This is a genomic window from Micromonospora sp. NPDC047074 (genome assembly GCF_040643815.1).
Taxonomy (GTDB): Bacteria; Actinomycetota; Actinomycetes; order Mycobacteriales; family Micromonosporaceae; genus Micromonospora.
Genome location: NZ_JBEYVB010000030.1, coordinates 51,735 through 68,100 on the forward strand (window position 1 = coordinate 51,735; position 16,366 = coordinate 68,100).

The window sequence follows — 16,366 nt, forward strand, 5'->3', positions numbered from 1 at the left end:
GCACGGGCGGGTGGGCCGGGCGGGCGGCCGGACCGTGCGTCCGCGATTCCTTGCCGATGCGCGGCCAGCCCGACATGCAAGATCGTGCTCGATCCTGGATTGAGTGGCATCCAGTCGCGGCATACCCACTCGATCCAGGATCGAGCACGATCTTGGAGGAACGGCGCGTGCCTTCTATGCCTGTCAGGCGGGTCGTGGCCCTGTCGTCGGGAGCGCCACCGGCCGGCGCACCGGGGCCGCGACCGGCACCGGCCGGCGCGCCGGGGCCGCGACCGGCACCGGCCGGCGCACCGCTGGCGTGACCGGCGGGGAAGGTTTGGCCGGGATCGGCACCGGTCGGTGGGGCGGTGGCCAGGCCGCCGGGATGCGTTCCAGCACCCCGCCGGCGAAGACGTCCCGCAGGCCGAGCGGCTTGAGGTGGACGTAGCCGATGTGGCAGTCGCAGACCGCGTTGCCGCACGGGCGCGGCCGCAGCGCCGAGCGCCACGAACCGTCGTAGAGGTTGCCGATCGGCTCGTCGATGAAGTGGCAGCGGCGAACGGTGCCGTCGCCGCGCACCGAGATGGCCGTCTCGCCCGCGTGGCAGGGGCGGTCGAGCGACACGTGCGGGCGGACGCTCCAGCCGAACAGCGGATCCAGCTCCGTCCAGGTCGCCTCCTCGGTTGCGTCGTAACGCCGGCCCTCGGCGGCGTTCACCCACAGGTAGACCTCGGCGGGCAGGGCGGCGCGCAACGCCCGCGCCTCGGCGAGGTGCTCGGGCAGGCCGACCACCCCGACCGAGTACCGGACGCCCAGCTCGGACAGCCGCGCGCAGCGGCGCAGGAAGCGGTCCCGGTCCACCTGACCGGGGTGGTAGGTGGTCCACAGGGCGGCGGCGCGCGGGTCGGCGTCGGCCAGCCAGTCCACCCGGGCGGCGAGGTTGGTCTGGATGACGACCCGGTCGACGTGCGGCAGGTGGGACAGCGACACCATGGCGTCCCGGTACCAGCGGCGGGTCAACCCCTCGCCCCACGGGGTGAACAGCACCGACAGCCGCACGTCGGTGGTGGCCGCGACCCAGCCGGCGAAGCGGTCCAGCGCCGCCCGGTCGGCGCGCAGCAGCTCCGGCGGGTCGTGCCGCTTGGCGAACGGGCAGTACGGGCAGTCGTAGTTGCAGCTCGCCAGGGGCCCTCGGTAGAGGATCGCCAGGTTCATCTCGGCACGTACCCGGTCATCGCGTCGCGTACCCGGGCGGAGGTCAGCCACGGGCCGATCGCGTCGGAGCGGGCCAGCCCGGCCGGGGTCAGCCGCAGCCCATCCTCCTCGGCCCACCCCCGGTCGGCCAGCGTGCCCAGCTCGGGGAAGTCGTCGCCCGCAAGCGCGCCGAAGCGGGCCCGGTAGGCCGCGGCGTCGACCCCCTCGACGCGCAGCAACGACTTGAGCAGCCACCGGCGGCGCTGCTCCGTGCCGTCGAGGGGGAACCCGAACTCGGCGTACCGGAAGTCGTCGGCGGGGCGGGCCAGGTAGTCGTCGAGCACCGCCCGCACCTGCGACACCCCGACCGCGTAGTCGAACGAGTAGTGCAGGGACGTGGTGTAGGAGCGCGCGCCGCAGCCCAGGCCCACCATGCCGTCGTCCTGGCAGCAGTAGTCCGGCCCGTCGGGGGCGGGCACGTCGGCGCGGCGGAACTGCCGCATCGACTCCTGGCGGTAGCCGGCCGCGCCGAGCGTCGCCACCGCCTGCTCGTAGAGGGCGAGCCGCTGGGCGTCCCAGTCCGCCCGGCCGTGGGCCCGCCGGCCGAGGCCGGTCAGTGGCCGCACGTACAGCGGGTAGAGATACAGCTCCTCCGGCCGCCACGCCAGGGCGGCGTCGAGGCTCTCCCGCCAGGTGTCGGCGGTCTGCCCGTCGATGCCGTAGATCAGGTCGATGTTGAGCACGGGGATCCGGGCGTCGCGGATCGCGGCCAGGGCCGCCTCCACCTCGGTGCGGCGCTGCGGCCGGCCGGCGGCGCGGGCCTCCGCGTCGAGGAAGCTCTGCACGCCGATGCTCACCCGGGTGGTGCCGTGCGCGGCGAGCACCGCGAGCCGGTCCGGCGTCGCGGTCGCCGGCGAGGTCTCCACCGACAGCGGTACGCCGGGCAGCCGGGCCCCCGTCGTCGTGGTGGCGATGTCGAACAGCTCGGTCAGCTCGTCGGCCGTCAGGTAGGTGGGGGTGCCACCGCCGAACGCCGCGCGGGCGTACCCGGTGCCGTGGCCCAGCGCGTCGGCGACCCGCCCGGCCTGCCGGCGTAGCTGCCGCAGGTAGTCGGTCACCTGCTCGGCGGGCGCGTTGGCGCGGGTGAACAGGTTGCAGAAGCCGCAGCGCATCTCGCAGAACGGCACGTGCACGTAGAGGAAGAGCGCCTCGCGTGCCTCGGCCCGCCACACGTCGGCGAGCAGCGGCCGGGGCCGCAGCGGCCGGTACGAGGTCTTGTGCGGGTACGCGTACAGGTACTGCTGGTACGGCGAGCCGTCGAGGCCCGTGTCGGTGCCGGTCACCATTCCCCCGGTCGCAGGACGAAGTGGGCGTACGGGACGGTCCACACCACGTCGTGGCCGATCCGGTGGCCGGTGTGGCCGTCCTCCCCGTAGGCCGTGCCGTGGTCGGCGCAGACGATCGCGAACACCGGGCGGCCCCGCCCGGTCAGCAGGGCGAACAGCCGGTCGAGCCGGCCGTCGACGTATTCCAGGGCGGCGGCGTGGCTGGCCAGGTCGTCGACCTGCGCGCCGGGCAGGTGGTGCCGGTTGGGCTGGTGCAGGGCCGCGACGTTGAGGAACGTGAACAGCGGCTGCCGTGCCGGCACCGTCGGCAGCACCTCGGCCAGCCGGTCGAGCTGGGCGTCCAGGCAGGTGGGGGAGGTGACCCCGAACTCCGGCTCCCAGTGCGCCTCGGCGAACAGGCCCGGCAGCACCGCCCCGAGCGGGCTGCGCCGGTTGAAGAACCCGACCCCGCCCAGGCAGAGCGTGTGGTAGCCGACGCCGGCGAGGGCGGTCGGCAGGTCGGGGGCGTCGAACACCCACGTGTCGCTGCCCGCGGTCTCGCTGCCGGGGAACGCCGCCGCGTACAGCCGCTCGTGCCGGCCGGGCGTGACCGGGGTCGGCAGGAAACCGGCGAAGAACGCGTGGTGTGCGGCGTAGGTGAAGCTGGCGGGGGAGTGCCGGCGCTCCCACCGGCCGCCGGGCAGCACCCGGGCCAGGTGCGGCGTGCGCCCCTGCTCGGCCAGCTCGGCGGCGACGTCGTAGCGCAGCGTGTCGAGGGTGAGCAGGAGCAGGTCGTGGTCGCCGATCAGGCTTCGCACGCGGACACCTCCCGCCCGGCCGCGTCGGGCCGCGCCGCGCCGTCGACCGACGGCATCCGGTCGGCTGCCGCCCGCCAGCGCTCCCACCGGCCGTCGGTCAGGGCGCGCACCTGCTCGGCGTAGGTGTCCCGGCCGTCGGCGAGGACCCCCGGCAGCAGGTCGCCGAAGGCGTTGACCTCGGCCACCGCGTGGCGGCGCCAGCCGACGAGGAACATCAGGTCGATGCCGACCTGGAGGGTGCGGGGGAAGCACGCGGCCACCCGTTCGCAGGTCGCCATCGCCGCCGCCCACGCCGCCGGCCCGGCCGTGGCGCGCAGCTCGGCGAGGTCGCCACGCGCGTTGCCCAGGTGCAGGTTGGTCAGCGGCCCCCGGGCGGCCCGCACCACGGCGTGGGTGGGGCGCCCCGCGACGGCCACCACCCGGACGTCGACCACCCGGTCGCCGAGGCCCGCCTTGGGCAGCCACCGCTCCACGTGCAGGCCCTCTCCGGCGATCCGGTCGACGAGCGCGGCGACCTCGGCCTCGTCGGTGTGCCGGCGCGGGCGCAGCGAGTTGTACAGCCCGTCCGGGGTCGCCTCGATCGTGGTGACCGCCTGCACCCGCCGCCCGGCCACCGCCAGCGCGATGACCCCGGCGGCGGACGAGCCGTGCGCGGGCTTGACGAACACCCGGCTCCAGCCGGCCACCGCCATCGCCGACCGCAACTGCTCCCACCCGTGCACCGGGGGCAGCGCGGCCGGCACCGGCACCCCGGCGGCGGTCAGCCGCGCGTGGCAGCGCCGCTTGTCGCACAGCGCCGCCACGTCCGCCGGGTCGTTGAGCAGTTCCGCACCGCCGGCGGCGACCCGGTCGATCCCCGCGAGCAGCCCGGCGTACGTGTCGGCCAGCCCGACCAGCTCGCCGTGCCGGGCCGGTGCGGCGGCCCGGCGCAGCAGCCGGTCCACCTCGGCGTCCTCGCCCGGCGAGTCGATCCGCACCACCGCCCCGGCGGCCGGCGGGACCGCTCCGGCCAGCACATCGGCCCAGGACAGCACCGCCGGCCGGGGCAGGCCGGCGTCGAGGACGGCCCGGGTGAACAGGTCGACCCGGCGGTTGGCGGGGTTGCCGACGACGGTCAGGCGCATGTCACTCCGACACCGCCGTGTAGCGGTAGCTCTCGCCGTCGTACTCCTCGGGCTCCTGCGGGTCGGAGACGTCCACCCGGACGCCCGGCAGCGCGGCGACCAGCGACGCGGCCGTCTCCTCCGCCAGGTAGTGGTGGGACAGGTCCAGCTCGGCGAGGTGGGTCAGCGGCTGACCGGCCAGGAGGGCCGCCGCGCCCTCGTCGCCCAGCGTGCCCATCGACAGGTCCAACCGTCGCAGCCGGGGCACCACCGGCGCCGAGGCCAGCGCCCGGGCGAGGTCGTCGGCGATCTCCGAGTTGCACAGGCCGAGCCGGCGCAGCTGCGGGAACCGTTCCCCGGCCAGCAGCGGGGCCAGGTCGGTGACCTGCGCGTCGCCGCCGTAGTCGGGGGTGCCGAGCCACAGTTCCAGGTCGGTCAGCGCGGGCAGGTCGGAGTCGAGCACCGCGCCGACGAACGCCCGGGACAACCCGCCGCTCTCCACCGCCAGCTCCCGCAGCCGCGCGTGCCGCACCGGGGAGAAGGCGAGGTCCTCGCCGCCGCGCACCCGCAGCACCTCCAGCGCCGGGTACGCCGTCAGCAGGGGGCTCACGTCGCCCACCTTCATCCAGGAGACCTCGCACTCCTCGGAGAGGATGTCACCGAGGAACAGGGCGCGTAGGGCGGGCAGGCGCGACGCCGCCGCGCAGAGTTGCGCGATCGGGGCGCTGTGGAACGCCGCGTAGCCCCAGGAGCCGACGACCAGGGACTCCACGGACGGCCCGGCCTGCGCGACGAACCGGTCGAACGTGTCCCGGAACTCCTCCGAGAGCTCGTTCTGGTTGGTGTCGCCGTCGAAGTGCCAGTGGTCGATCCGCCACGAGACCGGGCCGTCCACCGTGGGCAGCGGCCCGTCGACGGGGACCTCCACCACCGGACGGCCGGCGAATTCGCGCGCGTGGGAACCGAAGGCCATGGCCGCTCACTCCCCGACCGCGGTGAAGCGGTAGACACGACCGTTGTACTCGTCGGGAACCTGCCGGTCGGTCAGGTCGACCTCGACCCCGGGCAGCGCGGCCACCACCGAGGCGGCCGTCTCCTCGGAGAGGAAGTGGTGGTGCAGGTCGAGCCGGGCCAGGTGGGTCAGCGGTTGGCCGGCCAGCAGGGCCTTCGCGCCCTCGTCGGTCAGCACGCCCTTCGACAGGTCGAGCGCCTTCAGCCGGGGCACGACCGGGGCGGTGGCGACGGCCGCCGCCACCGCGTCGGCGATCTCGGCGTTGCAGACCGCGAGGTGCCGCAGCGCCGGCAGGCCGGCACCGGCGAGCACCCCGGCCAGGTCGTCGATGCCCGCGTCGCCGCCGTAGTCCTGCCGGCCGAGCCACAAATCCAGCCGTTGCAGGGCCGGCAGGTCGCACGCGCCGACGGCCCGGACCACCCCGGCCGGCAGCCCGCCGGACTCGAACTGCAGCTCCCGCAGCCCGGTGTGGCGGATCGGCTCCAGCCGCAGGCCCTGTGCCCCGCGCACCCACAGCACCTCCAGCGACGGGTACGCCGCGAGCAGCCCGGTGATGTCGCCGTGGGTGAGCCAGGAGATCTCGCACTGCTCGTAGGTCAGGTCGGCGAGGAAGACCGCCCGCAGGCCCGTCCACTCCCCGGCCGCCTCGACCAGCGCCTCGACCGGCAGGGGCCGCTCGTAGGCCTCGCCCCACTCGCCGATCACCAGGGCGCGTACCGCGTCGGCCGGCACCTGCTCGCGCATCGCCGTCACCAGCCCGGCGAACTCCTCGGGATCCGCGTCGAAGTCCTCGACCTCCAGCCGCCAGGCGACCGCCGACGGATCGTCGGGAAGGGTCATTCCCGGAGTGAAGGGCACTGCCGGTAATCCGACGAACGACGACACCTGCGAGCTGATCACGCCTACCTCCGGTCCGACTGGTGCAGCGGCGGCGCGACGGTAACAGGTCCGGCCGACAAGAAGATCACCGACGGTCAGCGCGGTGGTGGCACGCCTGCCGGCGGGGGGCTCACAGGCTCACAGTCCGAAGAACGCCAGGTACCCGTCGAGCTGGTGGGCGAGCATCGGCTCGCCCGGATGGGCGGCCAGTCCCCGCCCACGGGCCCCGGCCAGCAGGGCGGTCTCCGCCGGCTTCATGATGATGTCGGCGACCACCGCGTGCGTCGGCAGGTCGGTCACCGGGAACGGCGGCGGGTCGTCGGGGCGCAGCCCCAGGGGCGTGGCGTTGACCGCGAGGTCGGCGTCGGCCAGTCGCGGCCGCGCCGTCGCGGTGACCCGGCCGGGGTACGCGGCCGACAGCCGGCACCGCAGCGTCTCCAGCCGACCCGGGTCGGTGTCGCTCAACCGCAGCTCCGCCACCCCGGCGTCGAGCAGGGCCACCGCGATCGCGCTGCCCGCCCCACCCGCGCCCACCACGCAGGCCCGGCGGTCACTCAGCTGGTGCCCGGCCGCCGCCAGGCCGCGGACGAACCCGTCGCCGTCGAACGTGTCGGCGGTCCACGTCCCGTCGGGCTCGCGCCGCAGCGCGTTGGCACTGCCGGCCAGGTGGGCGCGCTCGCTGGCCCGGTCGGCGAGGGCCAGCGCGGCGGCCTTGTGCGGCACGGTGACCAGCATCCCGTCCAGGTTCGCCATCTGTCGCAACCCCCGTACGACCTGGTCGAGGTCGGCCGGCGCGACGTGGACCGGGACGAGCACCGCGTCGGTGCCACGGCGGGCCAGCACGGGATTGAGCAGCCCCGGGGCGCGCACCTGCGCGATCGGGTCGCCGAGCAGCGCGTACAGCCGGGTGGCGCCGCCAATCTCGGTCATCGGGCGTCTCCACTGGGGCGGGGTCGTCCGGCGTGGCCGGACCGGGGCGGTGCCGACCCTACGCGACGCGGCGTTCGCCCCGGCGCGGCCCGGCGGCACCCGGGTCGGCCCCGGCCGCAGTCAGCAGCCCGCCGGACACGCCGACGGCCGGCCGCCGCCCGGTACGGGTCGCGGCCGGCCGTCGGGCGGGGTCAGGACGCGGCGGACGCAGTGGACGCGGCGGACGCCGGAGCCGGCAGGGCGTCGAGCCGGCGGGAGAGGGAGAGCAGGGAGTACCCGATCAGGGCGAGCACCAGGCCGAGGCCCATCGCCAGGGCCGCGATCCCGAACGACACGACCGAGGTGAACAGGGAGGACCGGAGGAACGAGCCCGTCATGACGGTCTGCCGGGTCGGGTCCTCACGGCCGAGTTCGGCGTACGTCTTGCCGCCGCTGGCCTCCAGCGAGTGCTTCTCGATGACCTCGGCCTCCGCGTACGCGGTCAGCGGGCCGTCGATCTTCTCACCGGCGAACCAGTCGGCGTCGTCGGAGACGGTGATGCGTTCGTCGGCGAGCTGACTCTGCACGGTGAACCAGGTGGCGGCCCCGCCGACCAGCATGATCAGTCCGGCGACGATGACCAGGACGGACAGCAGCCGGACGGTGGAGCCGAGGGCCCGGGACTTCGTGGCCGTGTCGGTCATGGGGTCTCCTCTCCCGCGCACCCGGAGCGGGGGACGCCGCGGGCGCCGGTCTGTCTTGATACAAGGGATCTTCAGTATTGGCAGATCCGGTGCGTCCTGTCGCGACGGGACTGGTGATTTCACCGATGCGGATCCGCCGGCGCCGCCGAAGACTGATGCATGTCGATATGCCCCGTCCTCTAGGGAGTGCCCGACATGCCATCACCAACCACCACCGTCCGCCCCCGTCTCGCCGCCCGCGCCGCCGGGTTGGCCGTGGCCGCCGTCCTGGCCGCGGCCGGCGCGCTGGTCGCACCGTCCGCCGCCGTCGCCGCCAACCCGTACGAGCGCGGCCCCGCCCCGACGGTCGCGCTGCTGGAGGCCAGCCGGGGCCCGTTCGCCACCGCGTCGCAGAGCGTCTCCTCGCTCAGCGTGACCGGCTTCGGCGGGGGCGTCATCTACTACCCGACCAGCACCGCCGAGGGCACCTTCGGCGCCGTCGCCATCTCGCCCGGCTACACCGCCGCCTGGTCCAGCATCGACTGGCTCGGGCCGCGGATCGCCTCGCACGGGTTCGTGGTGATCGGCATCGAGACCAACACCCGCCTCGACCAGCCGGACAGCCGGGGCCGGCAGTTGCTCGCGGCGCTCGACTACCTGACCGAGCGCAGCTCGGTGCGCAGCCGGATCGACGCCAGCCGGCTCGCCGTCTCCGGCCACTCGATGGGTGGTGGCGGCAGCCTGGAGGCGGCCGTCGCCCGGCCGACGTTGCAGGCCGCCGTACCGCTCGCGCCGTGGAACCTGGACAAGAGCTGGTCGGACGTCCGGGTGCCGACCCTGATCGTCGGTGGCGAGACCGACAGCATCGCCCCGGTCTCGTCGCACTCGGAGCCGTTCTACACCAGCATCCCGGCCTCGTCCGAGAAGGCGTACCTGGAGTTGAACGGGGCGAGCCACTTCTTCCCGCAGACCGTCAACACCCCGACGGCCCGGCAGGCGGTGGCCTGGCTGAAGCGGTTCGTCGACGACGACACCCGCTACGAGCAGTTCCTCTGCCCGGGCCCGAGCGGGCTCGCGATCGAGGAGTACCGCCACACCTGCCCGAGCGCCTGACGCGACCCCGGGGCGGCCGCACCCGCGGCCGCCCCGTTGCGCGCTCGGTGCGGAAACAGCCGGTCGTCGTCGAGGTCGGGACGGCGGCCGTCGAGCGTGTGCGGACGGGGCATCGAAGGTATTGACGGCGCTGCTCAGAAACGTACACTCCCAGTGTAAATAGTGTCGGCTGCTCGGGGGGAGGGGTGATGGAGCAGGGGCTCGCACTGCACCACGTCGGGGTCCACTTCGGCGGCCTCACCGCCCTCGACGACGTCTCGCTGCGGGTGCCGCCCGGCAGGGTGGTCGGGGTGATCGGGCCCAACGGGGCCGGCAAGACCACGCTGTTCAACGTCGTCTGCGGCTTCGTCGCGCCGGACTCGGGCTCGCTGAGCCTCGACGGCCGGCCGCTGCGTCCGCTCCCGCACCGGCTGACCCGGCTCGGCATCGCCCGGACGTTGCAGGGCACCGGGCTCTTCGCCGGGCTCACGGTGCTGGAGAACGTGATGGCCGGCGCCACCCACACGGCCCGCGCCGGCTTCCTCTCCGCCCTGCTCGGCCTGCCGCGCAGCGACCGTGACGAGCAGCGGCTGCGCCGGCACGCCCTCGAGGTCCTCGACGACCTGGGGATCGCCGGGCACGCCGGCGCCGCGCCGGGCACGCTGCCCTTCGCCGTACGCCAGCGGGTCGCCCTGGCCCGCGCGCTGGCCGCGCGGCCCCGGCTGCTGCTGCTCGACGAGCCCGCCGGGGGCCTGGGCGCCGACGACATCGCCGAGCTGGCGGAGCTGATCCGGGGGCTGCCCCGGCGCGACACCGACGCCTGCGCGGTGCTGCTGGTGGAGCACCACATGGACCTGGTGATGGCCGTCTGCGACGAGATCGTGGTGCTCGACTTCGGCCGGGTGATCGCCGCCGGCACCCCCGACGAGGTGCGCGACGATCCGGCCGTCGCCGACGCCTACCTCGGCGCCGCCGTCGACGAGGCCGCGGCATGAGCGCCGAGGAGCTGCTGGTGGTGCGCGGGCTGGTGGCCGGCTACGGCGGCGCGCCCGTGCTGCACGACATCGACCTGACCGTCGCCCGTGGCGCCATCGCGGCGGTGGTCGGCGCCAACGGCGCCGGCAAGACCACGCTGCTGCGCGCCCTCTCCGGCATGTTGCGCCCGACGGCCGGCCGCGTCGTGCTGGCGGGGGAGGACCTGCGCGGCGTCGGAGTGGAGCAGCTCGTGCGCCGCGGCATGGCACACGTGCCGGAGGGGCGCGGGGTGGTCGGTGAACTGACCGTGGACGAGAACCTGCGCCTCGGCGGGCTGTGGCGGCGCGACCGGGCCGACGCCGCCCGCGCCCTCGACGAGGTCTACCAGCTCTTCGAGCCGCTGGCCCGGCGGCGGCGACACCTCGGGCACCAGCTCTCCGGCGGCGAACGGCAGATGCTCGCCCTCGGCCGGGCCCTGGTCGCCCGGCCCCGCCTGCTCCTGCTCGACGAGCCGTCGCTCGGGCTGGCGCCCCGGGTGGTGGCCCAGACGATGGCGCTGCTGCGCCGGCTGCGCGACGGCACCGGGCTGACCGTGCTGCTGGTCGAGCAGAACGTGCGCAGCGCGCTCTCGGTCGCCGACCAGGGCGTGGTGATGTCCCTGGGCCGGGTCGTCACCACCGCCCCGGCCGCCCGGCTGCGCGACGACGCCGACCTGCGCCACGCCTACCTCGGCTTCTGACCCCTCGTCTCCGCAAGGGAGGACCGTTGGACCGCTTCGTCTTCCTCACCCTCGACGGACTGTCCAGGGGCGTGGTCCTCGCCGCGTTCGCCCTGGCCCTGGTGCTGATCTGGCGGGCGGCCCGGATCGTCAACTTCGCCCAGGGCGCGATGGCCGTCGCCACCGCCTACGTGGCCTACAGCGTCTCGGCCGCGACCGGCTCGTACTGGCTGGGCTTCGGGGCCGCGCTCGTCGCCGGGCTGCTCCTCGGCGCGGCGGTCGACGTGCTCGTCATGCGCTTCGTCGACCACGCGTCCCCGCTCAACCCGGTGATCGTCGCGCTCGGGCTGGTGCTGCTGATCCAGGCCGTGCTCGGCATGGTTTACGGCAGCGAGTTCCTGCCCGCCGGGACGCCCTTCTCCCGGACCGCGCTGACCGTGGGCGGGGTGGCCGTCGTGTCGCCGTACGACCTGTTCGTCTTCGCGGCGGTCGCGGCGGTGGTCGTCGGGCTCGCCTGGACCTTCACCCGCACGGCGGTGGGCCTGCGGATGCGCGCGGCGGCGTTCGCGCCCGAGGTCTCCCGGCTGCTCGGGGTGAACGTCGGCGGCATGCTCACCCTCGGGTGGGCGCTGGCCTCCGGGGTCGGCGCGCTGGCCGGCATGCTGGTCATTCCCACCGAGCTCGGCCTGCATCCGCACGCCATGGACCTGGTCTTCGTCTCGGCGTTCACCGCCGCCGTGGTGGGCGGGCTGGACAGCCCACCGGGGGCGGTCGTCGGGGGCCTCGCGGTCGGGCTGCTGCTGTCCTACGTCAGCGGCTACGCCGGCAGCGACCTCACCCCGCTCGCGGTGCTGGTGCTGCTGCTGGCGGTGCTGCTGGTCCGCCCCGGCGGGCTGTTCGCCCCGGTCGCGGCGAGGCGGGTGTGAGCGCCACCCGGGCGGCGACCCCGCCGGACACCACCCGGACGCGTGCCGCCGGTGCCGGCGCGGCCGGCCCGCGCCGCGGGTCGACTCTGGCGCGCCACCTCGGTGTCGCGGTCGTCGCCGCGCTGCTGCTGGTGGCCGCCAGCTACGGCCTGGAGCCGTTCCGCAACTTCCAGCTCGCCACCGTGGCGGCCTACCTGTGCGCCACCGCCGGGCTGACCGTCCTCACCGGGCTCAACGGGCAGCTCTCGCTGGGCCACGGCGCGCTGATGGCGACCGGCGCGTACACGGTGGCCCTGTGTCAGAACGCGTTCGCCGACGCCGGGCTCACCGGCGGCTGGCTGCTGCCGGTGTCGCTGGTCGCCGCCGTCCTGGCCGCCCTCGTGGTGGGCGCCGTCGTCGGGGTGGCCGCCGCCCGGCTGCGCGGGCCCTACCTGGCCGGCGTCACCCTGGCCGTCGCGGTCGTGGTCCCGGCGTTGACCGTCACCTTCGACGGCGTGTTCAACGGCGAGCAGGGGCTGGCGGTGCCGGTCGAGCCCCCGCCGGTGGCGCTCGGCGCGTACTTCCCCTACGAGCGGTGGCAGCTCTGGGTGACCGCCGCGGCCACCCTGCTCGCCCTGGTGCTGCTGGCGAACCTCGTGCGCAGCCGGTACGGCCGCACCTTCCGGGCGGTCCGCGACGACGAGGTCGCCGCCCGCCTCGCCGGGATCCACGTCGCCCGTACCCAGGTCCTGGCCTTCGTGGTCAGCGCGGCCGGCGCCGGGCTCGGCGGTGCCCTGCTCGCGGTGCTCGCGCAGAGCGTGTCGCCGGGCGCGTTCTCGCTGACCCTGTCGCTGTTCCTGCTGATGGCCGTCGTCGTGGGCGGACTGGGCAGCCTCGCCGGCGCGGCCTGGGGCGCCGTCCTGCTGGTCGCCCTGCCCGATCTCACCCACGCCCTGACCGAGCAGCTCGACCTCTCCCCGGCGGCGGCGCAGCGGATGGAGGGTAACCTCCCGCTGGCCATCTTCGGGGTGACGCTCGTCGTCGTCATGATCGCCGCGCCCGGCGGCGTGCAGGGCCTGGTGACCCGGCTCGGCCGGGCCCTTGCCGCCCACCTGCCGGGCCGACGACGGCCCTGACCCGTCCAGGTCCACCGGACGCGCGTACCCGCCCCACCCACCCCACCACCGAAGAACCGGACCGAGGAAAGGTCGGTGTCCACATGCGACCCTCGACACGACGCACCGTCGCGATCGTCAGCGCCCTCACCCTGCTCGTCACCGCCGCCGGCTGTGGTGACGACGGCGGTGGGGGCGGCGGCCAGGTGCCCGGCGTCACCGACACCGAGATCGTGGTCGGCACCCACATGCCGCTCACCGGCCCCGCCTCGGCCGGCTATTCCAAGATCGCCCCGGCCACCAAGGCGTACTTCGACCACGTCAACGCCAACGGGGGCGTGCACGGCCGGAAGATCACCTACAAGATCATGGACGACGGCTACAACCCGGCGAACACCCAGCAGGTGGTCCGCCAGCTGGTCCTGCAGGACAAGGTCTTCGCCGTCCTCAACGGGCTCGGCACCCCGACCCACACCGGCGTGCTCGACTTCCTCAAGAGCAACCGGGTGCCCGACCTCTTCGTCGCCTCCGGCAGCCGCAGCTGGGACCAGCCCGACCGGTACCCGGGCACCTTCGGCTTCAACCCCGACTACACGGTGGAGGGCAAGATCCTGGCCCACCACGTGAAGACCAGCCTGCCGGGGCAGAAGGTCTGCTTCCTCGGCCAGGACGACGACTTCGGCCGGGACAGCCTGGTCGGCGTGGAGAAGGTGCTCGGCGCCGGCGCCGTGGTGGCGAAGCAGACCTACGTCACCAGCAACACCAACGTGGCGCCCCAGCTCGGCGCGCTCCAGGCGGCCGGCTGCCAGGTCGTCATCCTCGCCACCGTGCCCGGCTTCACCGCGCTGGCCGTCGGCACCGCCGCCCGGCTCAAGTTCACGCCGCACTGGCTGGTCTCCAACGTCGGCGCCGACCACCCGACGCTGGCCAAGCAGCTCGGCGCCGCGGCCGGTCTGCTCGAGGGCATGGTCGGCGCCAACTACCTCCCGATGCAGAACGACGCCGCCAACCCGTGGATCCAGCTCTTCACGAAGGTGAACAAGGAGTACAACGGGGACGCCCCGTTCGACGGCAACACCGTCTACGGCATGGCGGTCGGCTACCTCTTCGTCCAGGTGCTGCTCGCCGCCGGCAAGGACCTCACCCGGGAGGCGGTGACCGAGGCCGTCCGCAAGGGGGGCTACCAGGGGCCCGGCCTGGCTCCACTGCGCTTCTCCGACTCCGACCACTCCGGCTACGGCGGGCAGCGGCTGACCCGGGTCACCGGCGGGACGCAGGCCTACTTCGGGCCGACGTACGAGACGGACGAGGGCGACGGCCCGGTGCGCGAGTACACCGCCGCGCCGGTGACGCCGCCGGCCAACGGCGTGCCGACGGCGCCCTGACCCGACCTCCCGGCCCGGGCTGGCACGCCGTACCGGCCGGGCGCGGCGCGTCGCCTCCGTGGCGCGCCGTGCCCGGCCCGGTTCAGCTCAGCCGCTCGACGATCATCGCCATGCCCTGGCCGCCGCCGACGCACATCGTCGCCAGCCCGATCTGCTGGTCGTGCCAGCGCAGCGAGTTGAGCAGCGTGGTGGTGATCCGGGCCCCGGTCATGCCGAACGGGTGGCCCAGCGCGATCGCACCCCCGTTGACGTTGACCCGGTCCCAGTCGATCCCCAGCTCCCGGACGCTGGGCAGCACCTGCGCGGCGAACGCCTCGTTGATCTCGACGAGGTCGACGTCGCCGACCGACATGCCGGCGCGGCGCAGCGCCTGCCGGGACGCCTCCACCGGCCCGAGCCCCATGATCTCGGGGGACAGGGCGCCCAGGCCGGTGGCGACGATCCGGGCCAGCGGCGTGACGCCCAGTTCCCGGGCCCGTACGTCGGACATCACGACGAGTGCGGCGGTGCCGTCGTTGAGCGGGCAGCAGTTGCCGGCGGTCACCGTGCCGTCGGGGCGGAACACCGGTGGCAGGGCCGCCACCGCCTCCAGGGTCACCCCGGCACGCGGCCCGTCGTCGGCGGCGACCACCACCCCGCCGGGCACGGTGACCGGGGTGATCTCGCGCTCCCAGAAGCCGTCGGCGATCGCCTTCTCGGCCAGCAGCTGCGACCGTACGGCGAACTCGTCCTGGCTGAGCCGGGACACCCCGCGCTGCCGCGCCACGTTCTCCGCGGTCTGCCCCATCGCGATGTAGACGTCCGGCAGCTCGCCGTCGCCGCGCGGGTCGTGCCAGCCGGGCTCGCCGCCGGCGGCCCTGGTCGCGGTACGGGCCAGTGCCCCGGCGAACGCGGGGTTGGCGCTGCCGGGGTGCCCGTCGGCGCGGCCCCCGCCGTAACGGGAGACGCACTCCACCCCGACGGAGAGGAAGGCGTGGCCCTCACCCGCGCGGATGGCGTGCAGGGCCATCCGGGTGGTCTGCAACGACGACGAGCAGTACCGGTTGACGGTCGTGCCGGGCAGGTGGTCCAGCCCGAGCAGGACGGCGACCACCCGGGCGAGGTTGTGGCCCTGCTCGCCGGCCGGCTGCCCGCAGCCGAGCATCAGGTCGTCGATCTCGGCCGGGTCGAGCGCCGGCACCTGGTCGAGTGCGGCGCGGACGATGGTGGCGGCCAGGTCGTCGGCGCGCAGGTCGCGCAGGGAACCCTTGTGCGCGCGCCCGATCGGTGACCGGGCGGCGGCGACGATGACGGCTTCGGGCATGACGACGTCCTCTCCGGGGCGGTCAACTATCTGCATCGACAGTGCGGTTACATCGGAGGGCTGTCAATGGGATGTGACGCTTCCATCGATGTTCCGTCGTTGACTGCCGCGATCCGGTTTCCTACTATCTGCATCGTGGATGCAGAATCAGGGCGACTCGCCGGCCGGGTCGCCCTCGTCACCGGCGCCAGCCGGGGCATCGGCCTGGCCGTCGCCCGACGGCTGGTGGCCGAGGGCGCCCGCGTGGGCCTGACTGCGCGGCATCCGGAGGCCCTGGCCGAGGCGGTCGCGGCGCTCGGTGGGCCGGAGCGTGCGGTGGCGGTGGCCGGCCGGGCCGACGACGTCGGGCACCGCCGGGCGGCGGTCGAGGCCGTGACCGAGGCGTTCGGGGCGGTGGACGTGCTGGTGAACAACGTCGGCATCAACCCCACGTACGGGCCGCTGGCCGACCTGGACCTGGCGGCGGCCCGCAAGATCCTCGACGTCAACGTGGTCGGCACGCTCGGCTGGGTGCAGCAGGTCCGCGCCGCCGGAATGGGCGCCCGGGGCGGCTGCGTCGTCAACGTCTCGTCGATAGCCGGCCGCAGCCCGTCGCCCGGCATCGCCTTCTACGGGGTGAGCAAGGCCGCCGTCGACCACCTCACCGCCTGCCTGGCCGTGGAGCTCGCCCCGGCGATCCGGGTCAACGCGGTCGCCCCGGCCGTGGTGAAGACCCGCTTCGCGGCGGCGCTGCACGAGGGCCGCGAGGAGGAGGTCGCCCGGGCGTACCCACTGGGGCGGCTCGGGCTGCCGCGCGACGTCGCCGGTGCGGTCGCCTTCCTCGCCTCCGACGACGCGTCCTGGATCACCGGGCAGACCATCGTCCTCGACGGCGGGGTCACCCTCGCCGGCCGGCCGGTCGGATGACCGCCCCGCGCCGGGGCCGGGCCGCCGCCGCACACCGCATGGCTAGACTCGGCGAGGCGGGGCGG

16 protein-coding genes are annotated in these 16,366 nt (G+C 74.8%); 7 read left to right on the plus strand and 9 right to left on the minus strand.

Annotated elements, in window-relative coordinates:
* Positions 1 to 183: 183 nt before the first annotated feature.
* From ABZ809_RS25975 to ABZ809_RS26010, 8 genes are all read right to left on the minus strand, one after another.
* Complete coding sequence (locus ABZ809_RS25975; protein ID WP_357565215.1) at positions 184 to 1,194, minus strand: STM4011 family radical SAM protein; 1,011 nt, start codon at positions 1,192 to 1,194, stop codon at positions 184 to 186.
* On the minus strand, positions 1,191 to 2,516 hold the full coding sequence (locus ABZ809_RS25980; protein WP_357565216.1) for an STM4012 family radical SAM protein: 1,326 nt from the start codon (positions 2,514 to 2,516) through the stop codon (positions 1,191 to 1,193). The genes ABZ809_RS25975 and ABZ809_RS25980 overlap by 4 nt, the downstream gene beginning before the upstream one ends.
* Positions 2,513 to 3,316, minus strand: a complete 804-nt coding sequence (locus ABZ809_RS25985) for an STM4013/SEN3800 family hydrolase (protein WP_357565217.1) — start codon at positions 3,314 to 3,316, stop codon at positions 2,513 to 2,515. The genes ABZ809_RS25980 and ABZ809_RS25985 overlap by 4 nt, the downstream gene beginning before the upstream one ends.
* Positions 3,304 to 4,440: an STM4014 family protein gene (locus tag ABZ809_RS25990; RefSeq protein WP_357565218.1), complete on the minus strand. Its 1,137-nt coding sequence runs from the start codon at positions 4,438 to 4,440 to the stop codon at positions 3,304 to 3,306. Before ABZ809_RS25990 ends, ABZ809_RS25985 begins: the two co-directional genes overlap by 13 nt.
* Position 4,441: 1 nt before the next feature.
* On the minus strand, positions 4,442 to 5,392 hold the full coding sequence (locus tag ABZ809_RS25995) for an STM4015 family protein (RefSeq protein WP_357565219.1): 951 nt from the start codon (positions 5,390 to 5,392) through the stop codon (positions 4,442 to 4,444).
* A 6-nt stretch (positions 5,393 to 5,398) separates the two neighbouring features.
* Complete coding sequence (locus tag ABZ809_RS26000) at positions 5,399 to 6,271, minus strand: STM4015 family protein (RefSeq protein ID WP_357565220.1); 873 nt, start codon at positions 6,269 to 6,271, stop codon at positions 5,399 to 5,401.
* Positions 6,272 to 6,448: 177 nt separating this feature from the next.
* Positions 6,449 to 7,240, minus strand: coding sequence for a shikimate dehydrogenase (locus ABZ809_RS26005; RefSeq protein ID WP_357565221.1), 792 nt, complete (start codon positions 7,238 to 7,240; stop codon positions 6,449 to 6,451).
* 191 nt (positions 7,241 to 7,431) lie between these two features.
* Positions 7,432 to 7,923 (minus strand): aromatic ring-opening dioxygenase LigA, encoded by a 492-nt coding sequence (locus tag ABZ809_RS26010; protein WP_357565222.1) that lies wholly within the window; start codon positions 7,921 to 7,923, stop codon positions 7,432 to 7,434.
* A 195-nt stretch (positions 7,924 to 8,118) separates the two neighbouring features.
* On the opposite strand from ABZ809_RS26010, the gene ABZ809_RS26015 reads away from it, so the two are divergent.
* From ABZ809_RS26015 to ABZ809_RS26040, 6 genes are all read left to right on the plus strand, one after another.
* A complete protein-coding gene (locus ABZ809_RS26015; protein ID WP_357565223.1) occupies positions 8,119 to 9,015 on the plus strand; it encodes an alpha/beta hydrolase in 897 nt (298 codons plus the stop codon).
* A 188-nt stretch (positions 9,016 to 9,203) separates the two neighbouring features.
* Complete coding sequence (locus ABZ809_RS26020) at positions 9,204 to 9,989, plus strand: ATP-binding cassette domain-containing protein (protein WP_357565224.1); 786 nt, start codon at positions 9,204 to 9,206, stop codon at positions 9,987 to 9,989.
* Positions 9,986 to 10,708, plus strand: a complete 723-nt coding sequence (locus ABZ809_RS26025; protein WP_357565225.1) for an ABC transporter ATP-binding protein — start codon at positions 9,986 to 9,988, stop codon at positions 10,706 to 10,708. Before ABZ809_RS26020 ends, ABZ809_RS26025 begins: the two co-directional genes overlap by 4 nt.
* 26 nt (positions 10,709 to 10,734) lie before the next feature.
* The gene (locus tag ABZ809_RS26030; protein WP_357565226.1) at positions 10,735 to 11,613 is read left to right on the plus strand and encodes a branched-chain amino acid ABC transporter permease; all 879 of its coding nucleotides are present in this window, start codon (positions 10,735 to 10,737) and stop codon (positions 11,611 to 11,613) included.
* Positions 11,610 to 12,728 (plus strand): branched-chain amino acid ABC transporter permease, encoded by a 1,119-nt coding sequence (locus ABZ809_RS26035; protein ID WP_357565227.1) that lies wholly within the window; start codon positions 11,610 to 11,612, stop codon positions 12,726 to 12,728. The genes ABZ809_RS26030 and ABZ809_RS26035 overlap by 4 nt, the downstream gene beginning before the upstream one ends.
* Positions 12,729 to 12,811: 83 nt before the next feature.
* Entirely contained in the window at positions 12,812 to 14,092 is a 1,281-nt protein-coding gene (locus ABZ809_RS26040) for an ABC transporter substrate-binding protein (RefSeq protein WP_357565228.1), read from the plus strand.
* Positions 14,093 to 14,174: 82 nt separating this feature from the next.
* On the opposite strand, the gene ABZ809_RS26045 is transcribed toward ABZ809_RS26040, so the two are convergent.
* Entirely contained in the window at positions 14,175 to 15,395 is a 1,221-nt protein-coding gene (locus tag ABZ809_RS26045; protein ID WP_357565229.1) for an acetyl-CoA C-acetyltransferase, read from the minus strand.
* A 135-nt stretch (positions 15,396 to 15,530) separates the two neighbouring features.
* Between ABZ809_RS26045 and ABZ809_RS26050 the strand changes: the two genes are divergently transcribed.
* The gene (locus ABZ809_RS26050) at positions 15,531 to 16,301 is read left to right on the plus strand and encodes an SDR family oxidoreductase (RefSeq protein WP_357565230.1); all 771 of its coding nucleotides are present in this window, start codon (positions 15,531 to 15,533) and stop codon (positions 16,299 to 16,301) included.
* Positions 16,302 to 16,366: the final 65 nt, after the last annotated feature.

Coding starts and splice junctions, on each gene's coding strand:
- ABZ809_RS25975 (WP_357565215.1), bottom strand. CDS start 1,194: ATGAACCTGGCGATCCTCTACCGAGGGCCCCTGGCGAGCTGCAACTAC.
- ABZ809_RS25990 (WP_357565218.1), bottom strand. CDS start 4,440: ATGCGCCTGACCGTCGTCGGCAACCCCGCCAACCGCCGGGTCGACCTG.
- ABZ809_RS25995 (WP_357565219.1), bottom strand. CDS start 5,392: ATGGCCTTCGGTTCCCACGCGCGCGAATTCGCCGGCCGTCCGGTGGTG.
- ABZ809_RS26000 (WP_357565220.1), bottom strand. CDS start 6,271: ATGACCCTTCCCGACGATCCGTCGGCGGTCGCCTGGCGGCTGGAGGTC.
- ABZ809_RS26005 (WP_357565221.1), bottom strand. CDS start 7,240: ATGACCGAGATTGGCGGCGCCACCCGGCTGTACGCGCTGCTCGGCGAC.
- ABZ809_RS26010 (WP_357565222.1), bottom strand. CDS start 7,923: ATGACCGACACGGCCACGAAGTCCCGGGCCCTCGGCTCCACCGTCCGG.
- ABZ809_RS26015 (WP_357565223.1), top strand. CDS start 8,119: ATGCCATCACCAACCACCACCGTCCGCCCCCGTCTCGCCGCCCGCGCC.
- ABZ809_RS26020 (WP_357565224.1), top strand. CDS start 9,204: ATGGAGCAGGGGCTCGCACTGCACCACGTCGGGGTCCACTTCGGCGGC.
- ABZ809_RS26025 (WP_357565225.1), top strand. CDS start 9,986: ATGAGCGCCGAGGAGCTGCTGGTGGTGCGCGGGCTGGTGGCCGGCTAC.
- ABZ809_RS26040 (WP_357565228.1), top strand. CDS start 12,812: ATGCGACCCTCGACACGACGCACCGTCGCGATCGTCAGCGCCCTCACC.
- ABZ809_RS26045 (WP_357565229.1), bottom strand. CDS start 15,395: ATGCCCGAAGCCGTCATCGTCGCCGCCGCCCGGTCACCGATCGGGCGC.